At 60.0% G+C, this 13,427-nt stretch carries 10 protein-coding genes; 4 read left to right on the top strand and 6 right to left on the bottom strand.

Annotation, left to right across the window (positions count from 1 at the left end; genetic code table 11):
• Positions 1–8 precede the first annotated feature (8 nt).
• Together F3H58_RS21035 and F3H58_RS21030 are read left to right on the top strand one after the other, a co-directional pair.
• Positions 9–746 (top strand): 16S rRNA (uracil(1498)-N(3))-methyltransferase, encoded by a 738-nt coding sequence (locus tag F3H58_RS21035; protein WP_188129013.1) that lies wholly within the window; start codon positions 9–11, stop codon positions 744–746.
• A gap of 118 nt (positions 747–864) precedes the next feature.
• Positions 865–2,238, top strand: a complete 1,374-nt coding sequence (locus tag F3H58_RS21030) for a glutamate--cysteine ligase (RefSeq protein ID WP_149743639.1) — start codon at positions 865–867, stop codon at positions 2,236–2,238.
• Positions 2,239–2,450: 212 nt separating this feature from the next.
• Here the strand turns inward: F3H58_RS21030 and F3H58_RS21025 are convergent, their stop codons facing one another.
• The gene (locus F3H58_RS21025) at positions 2,451–2,744 is read right to left on the bottom strand and encodes a YjiS-like domain-containing protein (RefSeq protein ID WP_004432794.1); all 294 of its coding nucleotides are present in this window, start codon (positions 2,742–2,744) and stop codon (positions 2,451–2,453) included.
• A gap of 203 nt (positions 2,745–2,947) precedes the next feature.
• On the opposite strand from F3H58_RS21025, the gene F3H58_RS21020 reads away from it, so the two are divergent.
• The gene (locus tag F3H58_RS21020; RefSeq protein ID WP_004432791.1) at positions 2,948–3,898 is read left to right on the top strand and encodes a LysR substrate-binding domain-containing protein; all 951 of its coding nucleotides are present in this window, start codon (positions 2,948–2,950) and stop codon (positions 3,896–3,898) included.
• Between the two features lie 107 nt (positions 3,899–4,005).
• Here F3H58_RS21020 and F3H58_RS21015 read toward each other — a convergent pair whose 3' ends face one another.
• Entirely contained in the window at positions 4,006–6,444 is a 2,439-nt protein-coding gene (locus F3H58_RS21015; RefSeq protein WP_149743638.1) for a DUF1217 domain-containing protein, read from the bottom strand.
• Positions 6,445–6,810: 366 nt separating this feature from the next.
• On the opposite strand from F3H58_RS21015, the gene F3H58_RS21010 reads away from it, so the two are divergent.
• On the top strand, positions 6,811–7,377 hold the full coding sequence (locus F3H58_RS21010; protein ID WP_080855983.1) for a DUF6101 family protein: 567 nt from the start codon (positions 6,811–6,813) through the stop codon (positions 7,375–7,377).
• A 76-nt stretch (positions 7,378–7,453) separates the two neighbouring features.
• Here the strand turns inward: F3H58_RS21010 and ubiA are convergent, their stop codons facing one another.
• From ubiA to F3H58_RS20990, 4 genes are all read right to left on the bottom strand, one after another.
• Positions 7,454–8,407: a 4-hydroxybenzoate octaprenyltransferase gene (gene ubiA, locus F3H58_RS21005; RefSeq protein ID WP_020813621.1), complete on the bottom strand. Its 954-nt coding sequence runs from the start codon at positions 8,405–8,407 to the stop codon at positions 7,454–7,456.
• Positions 8,408–8,528: 121 nt separating this feature from the next.
• Positions 8,529–9,329 (bottom strand): MipA/OmpV family protein, encoded by an 801-nt coding sequence (locus tag F3H58_RS21000; RefSeq protein ID WP_149743637.1) that lies wholly within the window; start codon positions 9,327–9,329, stop codon positions 8,529–8,531.
• A 253-nt stretch (positions 9,330–9,582) separates the two neighbouring features.
• Positions 9,583–10,839: a cyclopropane fatty acid synthase gene (locus F3H58_RS20995; protein WP_149743636.1), complete on the bottom strand. Its 1,257-nt coding sequence runs from the start codon at positions 10,837–10,839 to the stop codon at positions 9,583–9,585.
• Positions 10,840–11,007: 168 nt separating this feature from the next.
• On the bottom strand, positions 11,008–13,332 hold the full coding sequence (locus F3H58_RS20990) for a Tex family protein (protein ID WP_149743635.1): 2,325 nt from the start codon (positions 13,330–13,332) through the stop codon (positions 11,008–11,010).
• Positions 13,333–13,427 lie beyond the last annotated feature (95 nt).

Here is a 13,427-nt window from a genome sequence, read left to right as displayed (position 1 = left end):
AGAATCCCATGCGCGCCAATTTCCGGATGCAACGCCTGTATATCGAAGCCAGCCTTGCCGAAGGCGTCGCGCAGGAGGCAACAGCCGAGCAGTTCAATTATCTCGCCAATGTGCTGCGCATGACCGACGGTGCGGAAATCCTGCTGTTCAACGGTCGCGATGGCGAATGGAAAGCGAAACTTGCCTTTCCGAGCCGCAAGAAGATCGTGCTCGTCCCCCTCGAGCAGACACGGCCCCAGCCGAACGCCCCGGACCTGCATTATCTTTTCGCGCCGCTGAAAGTCGGGCGCATGGACTATCTGGTGCAGAAGGCGGTGGAGATGGGCGCCGGCCTGTTGCAGCCGGTGATGACGCAGCATGTTCAGGGCAAGATCCACAATACCGAAAAACTGCGCGCCAACGCCATCGAAGCCGCCGAGCAGTGCGGCATACTGTCCCTGCCCGAGGTGGCTGAGCCGGTGAAACTGAAGGACATGCTCGAGAGCTGGCCCCACGACCGGCGCATCATCTATTGCGACGAAGGCGATGCGGGGCAAAATCCGCTGCCGATCCTGCAAGCCGTCACGGAGCGCAAACTTGCCCTGCTGGTCGGCCCGGAAGGCGGGTTTTCCGAGGAAGAAAGGGAGCTTCTGCGCGGCCTTGCCTTCGTTACCCCCATTCCGCTCGGGCCGCGTATCCTGAGGGCCGATACGGCCGCCGTCGCCGCGCTCGCGATCATTCAGGCGGCGATCGGCGACTGGAATTGAACGGCCCCGTTGCGCTTCATGCATCTTTAAAAGAAATTCATTTGCCTCCGGATACGATCCGGCCCTATCTGCCAATCATATGCCTCGCCGCAACAGAGACGTCATAACAAGGTAAGCCATGGCACGCGACACGACCGACCAGACCCCCCTCTCCTCCGTTACGGAGCTTACAGACTATCTGGCGGGCGGTTGCAAAGCTGAAGCCGACTTCCGCATCGGCACCGAGCACGAAAAATTCGCGTTTTTCCGCAAGGATAACAGTCCCGTCCCCTATTTTGGCGAGGCCAGCATTTCCGCGCTCTTGAAGGGCATGCAGGAAAAGCTCGGCTGGGAGCCGATCATGGACGGCGGCAACATCATCGGCCTTGGCGAGCAGCACGGCATGGGCGCCATTTCCATCGAGCCGGGCGGCCAGTTCGAACTATCGGGCGCGCCGCTCGAAAACCTGCACCAGACCTGCAAGGAATCCAACCAGCATCTGGCGACGCTGCGCGAAGTGGCCGAGCCGATGGGCATCCGTTTCCTCGGCATCGGCGGCAGCCCGCTGTGGAGCTACGACGAAACGCCGCGGATGCCGAAATCGCGTTATGCGATCATGACGCGCTATATGCCGAAGGTCGGGACCAAGGGTCTCGACATGATGTACCGCACCTGCACCATTCAGGTTAACCTCGATTTCTCCTCCGAAGCGGACATGCGCCGGAAGATGCGCGTTTCCATGAAGCTGCAATCGCTGGCAACAGCGCTCTTCGCCTCCTCGCCCTTCACCGAAGGCAAGCCGAACGGTCTTCTTTCCTGGCGCGGCGATATCTGGCGCGACACCGACAACCGCCGCTCGGGCGTGCTGCCCTTCACCTTCAGCGATGACTTCGGCTTCAAGGACTATGTGGAATGGGCGCTCGACGTGCCGATGTATTTCATCGTGCGCGACGGCAAATATCATGATTGCACCCATGTCACTTTCCGTCAGTTCATGAACGGTGCGCTGAAGGGCGAAATCGCCGACTGGCAGCCTACCATGGGCGACTGGACGAACCATCTTTCCACCCTGTTCCCGGATGTGCGCCTGAAGCGTTTCCTCGAAATGCGCGGTGCGGATGGCGGCCCGTGGAGACGCATCTGCGCCCTTCCCGCTTTCTGGGTCGGCCTTCTTTACGATGACGAGGCGCTGACCGCTGCCGATGCGCTGACCGCCGGCTGGAGCTTCGATGAGGTCATCGCCCTTCGCGATGCCGTTCCGGCCAAGGGTCTTTCCGCCGAGATCGCCGGCAAGCCGCTTCTCGGTCTCGCCCGCGAGGTGCTCGACATTTCCCGCACCGGCCTGAAAAACCGCAAGCGCCTGAACGGCGAAGGCCAGGACGAAACCGTGTTCCTGTCGTCGCTGGATGAAGTTCTTGCCAAGAAGACCACGCTCGCCGAAGACCTGCTTGCGCTTTACAACGGTCGCTGGGGCGGCTCCGTGCTGCCGGTGTTCGAAGAATATCAGTATTGAGAAAATTGCGCCGCCATTAAAAAAGCCCGGCGCGGCCGAGGGGCCTGACACCGGGCAAAGGCAGGGCTATTGGCAAATCACCCTGCGGGGAAAACTTTTCCGTTCGAAAGCAATTCCGGCGGCTGGAGGTCTGCCGGAATTGCCCGAACATTCTGGAACGTTTTGGCGCATTTCCGGACGGAAAACCGGGGCCCGCTTTTCCTGGAAATGCTTTAAACGGTCTTGAACCGGGTCACCGCGCGGTTGCGTGCGGCGCGGGTCAGATGGGCGGTCGGATCCTCGAGCAGGCCAGTATTGAGCGCATCCCTCACATCCGAGCGCGCCAGACCGATATCGGCCAGAAGGCGGTCATCGAGTTCCGTGAGACCATTGGCCACGATACGATTGTAGATGCGCTGCAAGAACGTTTTGACCCGAAAAGCAAAGAGGCCGGCGACACGACGAAGCGTATCGTTCTGCCTGGAGGTTGCGAGTTCCAGTTCCATTCTCCGTTCTGCCGTGCGCATGACACTTATCCTTTCGTAACGGCACGATGCGGCACCGCCCCCGGCGCACCACGCGCGAGAAGCTGCCTCGGGTTGGGGGCCTGACGTTTCGCCGGCCCGGGGTTGATATTGATTTGCTGGGTGTCAAAATGTCGCAAGACTATTGATCAGTCCAACGAATGTTTCTAATGTGAGGCATCAATCATTCTGATGGATGACCATCCATGTCCGCACCTCTTGACATAGACCAGCTGCATACCTTCATCGCCATCGTCGATACGGGCAGCTTCACCAAGGCCGCAGACCGCGTTTTCAAGACGCAATCCGCCGTTTCCATGCAGATGCGACGGCTGGAAGAACGGATCGGCAAACAGCTTTTCGCCAAGGACGGTCGTGGCAACCGCCTGACGGCGGAGGGCGAGAAGCTGATGAATTACGCACGCCGCATCATCCGCCTCAATAACGAGGCAATCGCCGCCTTCGACGACAACCGGCTGGAAGGCATGCTGCGCATCGGCACGCCCGATGACTATGCCGACCGCTACATGCCGGAGATTATCGGGCGCTTCGCCAAGACCCATCCCAATGTCGAGCTTTATATCGTCTGCGAACCTTCGGTCAGCCTTGCCGAAAAAATGGCGCGGGGCGAACTGGATATCGCCCTCGTCACCCATAATCCGCGCGCGCGCTCCTCGGATGTGGTGCGCACCGAACCGCTCTGCTGGGTCGCTTCCGCCAACCATCCGCTGAAGGACGATGCACCCGTGCCGCTCGCCGTCGGGCGGCGCGATTGCCACTGGCGCCAGCTTGCCTGTTCAGCACTTGATGCCGATGGGCGGGACTATCAGGTCCTGTTCACGAGCTGGTCTTCCACCGTCGTCGCCGCTGCCGTGCTGGCGGGCATGGCCGTCTCGGTGCTGCCGGAATCGGCGCTGCGCACCGGCATGAAGGTTCTGACCGCCGCGGACGGGTTCCCGCCCCTGCCGCCGGTGCAGATCGGCCTGATGAAACGACCGGGCCTCTCCCCTTCGCTGGTGAACGCCATCACCGACCACATCACTGCCTGCCTCGACAATATCTCGCCGATGAGCGTTGCCGACGAAATGGACAGCGATGTGAAGACCTACCCCAAAATGCCGCGCCTGCGCGCCGGGCACATGCTGCCGGGGTGGTAAGAGGAGAGTACAAATCCCGGGGATGACACCGGCTATGCGGGAGGCTTTGTCATCAGCCTCAAGCCAGCTAACCCCGCTCCTCCCGTCGCTCGTCCGCGCTTTCTGTGCTACCGCGCCCGCAGCGTGGCAACCGCCAGCAGCGTATCGGCGCTGATGCCCACCGAACCGCTGCCGTTGAAGAGCGTCATGATCGGATCGGTGGTGTTCTGCTGATTGTCGTACATGATGGTGAAACGGGCGACCAGCTTCTTGACCTTTTCCGGATCCTGAAAATCCTCGATGTCGAAATATTTCTTCATCATCGTCACCTGCGTATCGACCTCGGCATTGGCGAGTTCGTCCGGAATCCCAAAAGTGGTGTTGATGAAGCTCTGGAGCGCCGTGTCGGCGAGGATCGAGTAATAGGACGTCGTTCCGGCCGCCATGCGCTGGAAATAGAGCGCCAGGCGCACGCCGGCATTTTCTTCGCCCGCCTGCGTTTCCAGCGTCTGGGTGAGGTAGTTGTCCAGCGTCTCGTAAAGGCCGCGCCGCGTCTGGATCAGGCTGCGGTCCTCGTGAAGAAGCGTACCGTCGGTATTGAAGTTGAAGGCGGTGACGAGGCGGCGGAAGACCGGATCCATCTCCTTGTTGACGTAGCTGTCCTTGTCATCGAGCTTCGAGGTGAAGGCCTTTTCGAGCTGTTCCTTCGTCACGCTTTCGGGATCGATACCGAGCGACTCCATTGCGAATTTGGTCAGGCGATCATCGCTCAGGAATTCCTTGAGCGTCTTGATCTTCTGCATCTCGGCGGTGAAATATTCCGATTCCTTCGTCGCCGTTTCCTTGTCCTTTTCCGTGCCGAAAGCCGATTTTTTCTTGATGTAGTCGGCCGACATGGTCTGCATCTCGATTTCCGACTGCGCCAGAACCGGTGTACCGACGCTACCATCGGAGGCGAAGTTGAACAGCTCCGCCAGCTTGACATAACGCTCGTCTTTCAGCGTGTAGACGAAGCTCTTTTTATCCTGCAGATCGCTGGTGAGGACCTTGCGAATATCGGCGGAATTCACCTTGGCCGGATCGAGGCCGACGGCTTTCAGCGCATAGGTATAGACCGCGCTGCTGTCGATGAAATCCTTGACGGAAGTGACGCTGGCTATATCGCTCTTAAACAGCTTCAGCGCCTTCTCGTCGGCGGCGTCATCCTTGTCGTTGTAATAGGTCATATAACCGCTGGTGGTGGTCGCGGTCTGTGCCGTCGTCTGGGATGTCGTGCCGTCTGCCAGCGTTCCGTCGGTCTGGAAATTGAAGGCATTCCTCAAGGCGATATAGCGCTTGTCGTTCTTGCCGACGGTCGCGATGTAGTTGCTCGGATCGCTCAGATCGCTGGTCAGGATGTTCTGGATCGTTGCCGTGACGACTGTGAGGTCGTTCAGGTCGAAGGCGGTCCTGATATAGTTGAGAAGCCGGGTATCCGACGTCAGTTCGGTTACCGTCTTGATCGAACCGATCTTCGATTCGAAATAATCGCGGTTCAGCGTGGCGACGGTCGGCGTCACGCGCGGGGCGCTGCCGATATAGGCATCCGTCAGGGCCTTGAGATTGTCCGCCGTCTGCGCCTGACCGGCGGTCACCGTGCCGTCGTTCTTGAACTCGAAGGCGGTGGCGAGCTGCGCCATCTTGTTATATTGCGTCACGGTGCTGGTGAGCGTCGTCTGCTCGGCCTTGATGGCGGCGAGCTTCGCTTCCCACTCATCCTGCGGCGGCAACACCGCCTCGAGCTGGGTCAGCTGGTCCTGGCGCGTCACCTTTTCCGCCTCCAGCGCCGTGCGCTCCTCCGCCGTCAAACCGGTGCCGGCGAGTTCGGTGTCGATTGCGGTAATCCGGGCAGTGACCTGCGCGTGCAGCTCGATATTGCCCTTCATCGTCAGTTTTTCGACCGCGTCATTATAGGCCGCGCCGTATTTCTGGTTGATGTAGCTGTCGGGATCGTTGATGTCGCTCGTCATCAATCCCTTGATATGGGTATAGGAATAGGTCTTCTCATCGATGCCGAAGACCTGAAAGATATAGGCGCGGGTGCGGTCGTTGCGCAGCAGCTGGTCGACATTGGTCACCGTGCCGACGATCGCCTTGTAATAACGGGTCTCTTCCGCAAGGCTGTCATCGAGATCGGTTATCGACGTATCGTAAAGCCCGATCATCTTGTCGAGCTGTGCTTCCGTCTGAACCGTCTTCGTCGATGTGGTGAAGTTGAAGGCTGCGGCAAATTCCCGATAGCGCTCATCGGTGAGCTTGTTGGCGAAGCTGTTCTGGTCGTTCAGATCGCTTTCCAGCACCTTTTTCATGAAGGCCTTGGCATAGGTCATCTCGCCGAGACCGAAGGCATCCATCGCATAGGAATAGAGCTGGTAATTGTCGAGGAACTCATCGACGCTTTTCACATTGCCGATGTTTTCTTTGTAATATGCCGTCTGCCGCTCGATGAGCCCCTGCTGCGACACGCGCGACAGGCTTGCCTTCATATCGCGGTTGATGAGGTCGTAGCTGAGATAAGTCGATACCATCCGAATGCCCCCTGGAGACCCGCGCGTCGCTTCAGACGCCGAATGCTCCGGTTTTCAATCCACCCATCGCGCCTCCATCGGGACGCACGGCAAGCCTTTGCCTGACTATGCGGGAGACGCCTTGCCCGGAGCTTGAAAGAGCACAATTTCGGCCGGGATAAAAACCGCATTGTCGCGATCTCTTTTACCTAAGCGAAACCATGCCACAGTGTGTTTTGCTAACCATTTGGGAATGCAAAGTTTTCTTAACCGCGATTTTTAAGCAGTCTCGAACAGGCGGCGGATATTCTCCCGACATCAGAGGACGAAAAGTCCCGATGAGAAGACCGGAAACCGGCTCTCAGGTAAAACAAGGGTAGAATAAACATGACCAAGACCGTTCTGAAGCCCGACTGGGCCGTCGCCACTCTCAGACTCGACCCGGCACGTTTTCCGCAACAGGTCACTTATGGAAAAGGCAATGGCGCGAGCGATGTCGCCGTCACCCTCGATGAACGGGGCGCCGTTCTGAGAAAGGTTCTGTCCTCTTCCGGCCTGCCTCTGTCCTTCGCTTTGCCAGCCCGCGCCTTCAAGGGCGTTGCCGCCCGCGCCATCGACCATGGCGATGGACAGGTAACGGTGACGCTGGAACTGCACCATGACGATCCGGATCTCTGCGTTCCGCTTCTCGTCGCCCACGATCTCTGCGATATCGCCGCCGACTGGCGCAGCTGGTCCGAGGCCTACCGTATTCCCATGCTGATGGTGGAAGCCGATGGCGTCGCCCGTCCGCTGGAAGAACATCTCGGCAAGGTGCGCACCCAGAATACCCGTCCGCGCCGCCGCCATTCCTATTTCGCGGACCGCCGTCCCCGCTTCCTCGTTCGCCGCTCCACCGGTTCGCTGGGCATGAGCATGAAGATCGAGGGCAAGGAAATCATCGCCCGCAGCTGATAATCTCAGCCAGACAAATCAAAAAGCCCGGCGCGGATGACGCGGCCGGGCTTTTTCATTCCGTGTTTTCGCAGGCTTACGCCAGCAGGAGCGGCAGGATGAGGCCTGCGAAAATCAGCACGCCGACGCGGTTGTTGGATTTGAACAGCACGAGGCACTGATCGACGTCGTCGATATTAAGCACCCAGACCTGCCGGAACAGCATGATGGCCGCTGCGGCAAGGCCGCTATAGGCAATGACGTTAACACCCGCGACCCAGAACGACAGAAACATCATGACAAGGGCTGTGCCATAAAGGAAAACCAGCCAGCGATGTGTATTCTCGCCAAACAGCAGGGCGGTTGAACCGATGCCCACGGCGGTGTCGTCTTCCTTGTCCTGATGGGCGTAGATTGTATCATAACCGATCGTCCAGGCGATGGAGCCGACATAAAGCAGGACAGCCGGCCAGGCGATCGATCCGAACTGTCCCGCCCAGCCCATCGGCGCCCCCCAGGAAAAGGCAAGGCCGAGGAAAAATTGCGGCCAGTTGGTGAAGCGCTTGGCGAAGGGATAGATCGCCACGAAGATCAGCGAGAATATGCCGGTGGCGATTGCGAAACTGTTGAACTGCAGGAGCACGACAAGCCCCGCGAGCGCCTGCAGGACGATGAAGAGTTTGGCCTGCGACCGGCTCACGCGGCCGGAAGGCAGCGGCCGCGAACGGGTGCGCGCCACGGCCATGTCGATCTTGTGGTCAGCCAGATCATTATAGGTGCAGCCCGCGCCGCGCATCGCCACCGATCCGATGAAGAACAGCACCAGATGCCAGATCAGCGTCGCCCAGGAAAAGCCGCCGCTCGCCATCGCGACATTTGCCGCGAGGGCTGCGGACCAGAAACATGGCCACATCAGCAATTGCCAGCCGATGGGGCGATCCCACCGGGCCAGCTGCGCATAGGGCCAGAGGGGCCTCGGCAAAATCCGATAGACCCAATTATTGGATGGCGCGTCGGAGACGCGATCTGACAAATCGCTGTGGTGAACCATGGGATGGTTCTACAGCATCGGCGGGAAAATCGGAATGGATTTCAACAGCTGGCCGCACAGGCGGAAAAGCCCCGCAGCGGTTTAGCGACGGGGCTTTGCAGGACGATATCGCCGCTATTTATCAGGGCAGCGAGAAATTGAACTTGTAGCTCGCCTGAACGCCGATGATGAACTGATTCTTCGAGCCGCGCTCGCGCACCAGCGAACTGTCAGCGGCGTCACCGGTCAGCCGGCGATATTCCGCAAACGAGCCGACTTCGGCGTTTTCGGTGACTTTCCAGGTGATGGCAGCGCCGATGCCGGCGGAATGCAGGCCGCCGCCGGGGCTATAGGGCGATGGCGCGCCGGCAGCCGTCTGCGCGGCACTTACGCCGTAATAACGCTCATTGTATTTGCTGCTTACCCATGTCGCGCGCGGACCGGCGGAAATCTGAATGCCGGGGGCGATATCGGTGAAGGCATCGACGGCAACGTCGCCGACAACGCCGCTATGGCTGCGGATGCCCTGACGGACTTCGCCGCGAATGCGCAGCCAGTCGGTCGGATAGGCCTCAGCGAAACCGCCAAGCTCGCCGCCTCGCTTGATGCGGGTCATGCCCTTCAGATCGGACGAGTCGCCCTCGTCACGCGGGGATACCAGCTTTCCGGCAAGACCCATGCTGATCGGGCCATTGTCCAGAAGCGAAATCGAGGCGCTGTCGTTGCGCGAGGTGAAACGCGCGCCCTGGCCCTGGCGGCCGAGCGAAATGATGGGCGAGAAGCCGAATTCATTCTTGTTGTCGCCCTGATATTTCGGTGCGGTAAAACCCGCGCCGCCGAGCTTCAGATACCAGTCGCCGGAAAACCAGCCTTCCGCATGGGCATTGCCCACGGCAAAAAGCGACAGGACACAGGCGGCGGCGGCCGCTGATGGCTTGAACATGAAAGAACCCCAGAAACGCAATACAGACAGGTGTCCGTAGAATTAGAGGGATTGTCTTTCCATTCCATTAACCAGCGTGGGAAGAAACGCGCCTCCTCCGGAGGGGGCGACAAGGCCTCAAACCTCACCGCCGTCATGCTCGGGCCTGTCCCGAGCATCTGCGACCGAAGGACTTTACGGAACGTGGATAGATCCTCGGGACAAGCCCTAGGATGACGCCGCGTGTGCGGAAACGTTCGTCACTCGGCCGTCGTCAGAACGTCACCTTCTCCAGCGGCGCGCGCGTCTTCTCGAATTCCAGCAGCTTCGCCTCGTTCTGCGCAATGTAGTCGCGGCTATGCGGCACGGCATCGCGATCCTTGGCGATCTGAATCTGGAAAATGTGGAAGTTTTCGTGGGTAAAGGCCATTTCCGACCCCGCCAGATAAAACTCCCACATGCGGAAGAAGCGTTCGTCATAAAGCGCTACCGCTTCTTCCCTGCGCGCCACGAAACGCTCGCGCCAGTGGCGAAGCGTATGGGCGTAATGCATGGGCAGGATTTCGATATCCTTCACCAGCAGCCGCGATTTTTCGATGGCCGGCAGCACCTCGGCGAGCGAGGGAATATACCCGCCGGGGAAAATATATTTTTCGATGAAGGGATTGGTCGCCAGCGCCGGATAGGGCTGGCCGATGGAATGCAGCACCATCACGCCCCTGTCGTCCAGCACCTCCGCCACCTTGTCGAAATAATCGCGATAATGGGTCGGCCCGACATGTTCGAACATGCCGACGGAGACGATGCGATCATATTTTTTCGAAGCTGGCAGGTAGCGATAGTCCTGCAATTCGAAACGGACATTTGCCGCAAGGCCCCGTTTGGCGGCGCGGTCGCGGGAAACGCGCAGCTGTTCTTCGCTGAGCGTAATGCCGGTCACATCCGCACCGGCGCTTTCGGCGATATACATCGCCATGCCGCCCCAGCCGGAGCCGATTTCCAGCACGCTCTGGCCCGGCTCGGTCATCAGCTTGGCGGCAATGTGCCGTTTCTTGGCAACCTGCGCCTCGTAGAGGCTGATGCCGGGCGGGTTGAAATAGGCGCAGGAATATTGCCAGTCCTCATCGAGGAAGAGATCGAACAGCTTGGCGCTCAGATCGTAATGATGGGCAACGTTGCTCTTGTTGTGGTTGACCGGCAGATGCATCTTGATGCGGGCGGCGATGATGCGCGCCATGCCACGCCAGATCATGCCGAAGGACAGGGCCTCGCTCAGCGTATTGCCTTTGACCAGCGCCAGAAAATCGTAGATGTCGCCTTCCGCGACCTTCGCCCGGCCTTCCATATACATTTCAGCCAGCTTCAGCGCCGGATCGGCGGCGATCTCCTGCATGGCGGCTTCGTCGGTGAAGTTCAGAACCACCTTTTTTCCCGCGCCGTTGCCGAATGTGCGGCTGCCGCCCGGGCTGTTGACGGTGAGATCACCGGTCTTGATTATCTTTTCGAGAAGAACATGCAGAGACGACGCCATGGCACCCCCAATTGCTAAGTCTCACTTATCAATTTCGCTGACCGTATTCCTTTCGGCACAAGTTTCAAGATAGTCTTATTTCAAAAAAATTGAACGATTTCATCAAGCAAAAAGCCCCGCCGGGGTGTGCGGCGAGGCTTTTTGGTAAAAAATCATTTCAACCGCAGGTCAGCGTCGCTTCATGGCTTCAGCCAGAGCGGCGGCTAGCGCACCACCGGTTTGCGACCCCTCGTTGCGCTCTTTCGGCTTGGATGTCGCGTGCCGCATGGCGCTGGCATTGCCCTTCTCGCGCATCGGCTGCGGCGCTGCCTCGCCGCCATCCTTGCGCATGGTCAGCCCGATCCGCTTGCGCTTCACATCCACTTCCACGACCCGCACCTTGACCACATCGCCCGCCTTCACGACCTCATGCGGGTCCTTCACGAAACGGTCGGCCAGCTGCGAGACATGTACCAGCCCGTCCTGATGCACGCCGATATCCACGAAAGCGCCGAAGGCGGCGACATTGGTGACAGTGCCTTCCAGCAGCATGCCCGGTTTCAGATCGGTGATCTCGTCCACGCCATCGGCAAAGGTCGCGGTCTTGAAGCTCGGGCGCGGGTCGCGGCCGGGCTTTTCCAGTTCGGCGATGATGTCTTTGACGGTCGGCAGGCCGAATTGCTCGTCGATGAACTTCTTCGGATCGAGCGCCTTCAACGCGGCGCTGTCGCCCATCAGCGAGCGCAGATCGCGGCCGCAGGCGGCGACGATCTTTTTCGCCACGCCATAGGCTTCCGGGTGAACAGAGGAAGCATCCAGCGGCTCCTTGCCGTTCGGGATGCGCAGGAAGCCGGCGCATTGTTCGAAGGTGCGCTGGCCAAGGCGCGGCACCTTCAGCAGCTCCTTGCGGCTGGCGAAGGGGCCGGTCTGGTCGCGATGGGCGACGATGGCATCGGCAATCGAGCTGCCAAGACCGGATACCCGCGCCAGAAGCGGCGAAGAGGCGGTATTGAGATCGACGCCGACAGCGTTCACCGCATCTTCCACGACAGCATCGAGCGAGCGGCTGAGACGGCCCTGATCGACATCATGCTGGTATTGCCCGACACCGATGGATTTCGGCTCGATCTTCACCAGTTCCGCCAGCGGATCCTGAAGGCGGCGGGCGATGGAAACCGCACCGCGCAAGGACACATCGAGATTGGGGAACTCGGCGGCCGCCCGTTCCGAAGCGGAATAGACAGACGCGCCGGCTTCCGAGACGATGACCTTGGTAGGCTTGGCGCCCGAAGCGGAAGCGGGCAGCTGTGCCAGAAGGTCAGCAACCAGCTTTTCCGTCTCGCGGCTACCCGTGCCGTTGCCGATGGCGATCAGCTCGACATTGTGCTTGCGGATGAGCAAAGCGAGTTCGGCCTGCGCACCGCGTACGTCGTTCTTCGGCTGGAAGGGATAAACGGTCGATGTGTCCAGCAGCTTGCCGGTGCCATCGACCACTGCCACTTTGACGCCGGTGCGAATGCCGGGATCGAGACCCATGGTGGCGCGGGAACCGGCTGGGGCGGCCAGCAACAGGTCTTTCAGATTGCGGGCGAAAACATGGATCGCCTCTTCTTCCGCGCGCTCGCGCAATTCGCGCATCAGATCGAGCGAGAGCGACATGGAAAGCTTCACCCGCCAGGTCCAGCCAGCCACTTCCATCAGCCATTGATCGGCGGGGCCGGCATTGCGGATATCGAAGGCGGCGGCGATGGTGCGCTGCGCGGGTTTGACGGGTGAGGGATCGTCCGCATCGACATCGATTGTCAGCGTCAGCACTTCCTCGTTCCAGCCACGCAGCATGGCCAGCGCCCGGTGGCCCGGCACCGTCGCCCAGCGCTCGAAATGATCGAAATAGTCGGAGAACTTCTCACCCGCCGCCTGCTTGCCATCCACGACCTTGGCGCGGAAGGTGGCGTTCTGGCGCATGTAGTCGCGCAGGCGGCCGAGCAGATCGGCATTTTCCGTCATGGTTTCCGCCACGATGTCGCGCGCGCCCTCCAGCGCCGCCTTCACATCGGCCACCTCGCCCTGAACATAAGCTTCCGCCAGCTTCGCCGGATCGGCGGCGCGGTTATCCCAGATGGCTTCTGCCAGCGGGCCGAGACCGCGTTCGCGGGCGATTTCAGCACGGGTGCGGCGCTTGGGCTTGTAGGGCAGGTAGAGGTCTTCCAGCTCCGCCTTGGTGCCTGCCTGCATGATCTTGACCATCAGCTCATCGGTCATCTTGCCCTGACCGGTAATCGACTCCACGATGGAGGCGCGCCGCGCATTAAGTTCGCGCAGATAGACAAGACGTTCCGAAAGCGTGCGAAGCTGGGTGTCGTCCAGCCCTCCCGTCACTTCCTTGCGGTAACGGGCGATGAAGGGAACGGTCGCACCCTCGTCCAGCAGCGCCACCGCCGCCTTTACCTGATCGGGGCGGGCGTTGATCTCGGTGGCGATGAGCGAGGCGAGGCGGGCATTGTCTGCGGTCATAGGGGACTCTTGGGGGTTCTCTGCTTTCACGTCTGGAGCGGCGAACATAATGTCTGATTGTGGCGTGACAACAAGAGGCGGCAACGATTCCACAG

It is taken from the genome of Rhizobium sp. NFACC06-2, from assembly GCF_900101425.1.
Classification (GTDB): Bacteria; Pseudomonadota; Alphaproteobacteria; order Rhizobiales; family Rhizobiaceae; genus Agrobacterium; species Agrobacterium leguminum.
This window is presented reverse-complemented; position numbering and strand designations above follow the sequence as displayed.

Bases quoted from the DNA above. Each gene is read 5' to 3' on its own strand.
- F3H58_RS21035 (WP_188129013.1), top strand. From the start codon at position 9: ATGCGCGCCAATTTCCGGATGCAACGCCTGTATATCGAAGCCAGCCTT.
- F3H58_RS21030 (WP_149743639.1), top strand. From the start codon at position 865: ATGGCACGCGACACGACCGACCAGACCCCCCTCTCCTCCGTTACGGAG.
- F3H58_RS21025 (WP_004432794.1), bottom strand. From the start codon at position 2,744: ATGCGCACGGCAGAACGGAGAATGGAACTGGAACTCGCAACCTCCAGG.
- F3H58_RS21020 (WP_004432791.1), top strand. From the start codon at position 2,948: ATGTCCGCACCTCTTGACATAGACCAGCTGCATACCTTCATCGCCATC.
- F3H58_RS21015 (WP_149743638.1), bottom strand. From the start codon at position 6,444: ATGGTATCGACTTATCTCAGCTACGACCTCATCAACCGCGATATGAAG.
- F3H58_RS21010 (WP_080855983.1), top strand. From the start codon at position 6,811: ATGACCAAGACCGTTCTGAAGCCCGACTGGGCCGTCGCCACTCTCAGA.
- ubiA (WP_020813621.1), bottom strand. From the start codon at position 8,407: ATGGTTCACCACAGCGATTTGTCAGATCGCGTCTCCGACGCGCCATCC.
- F3H58_RS21000 (WP_149743637.1), bottom strand. From the start codon at position 9,329: ATGTTCAAGCCATCAGCGGCCGCCGCCGCCTGTGTCCTGTCGCTTTTT.
- F3H58_RS20995 (WP_149743636.1), bottom strand. From the start codon at position 10,839: ATGGCGTCGTCTCTGCATGTTCTTCTCGAAAAGATAATCAAGACCGGT.
- F3H58_RS20990 (WP_149743635.1), bottom strand. From the start codon at position 13,332: ATGACCGCAGACAATGCCCGCCTCGCCTCGCTCATCGCCACCGAGATC.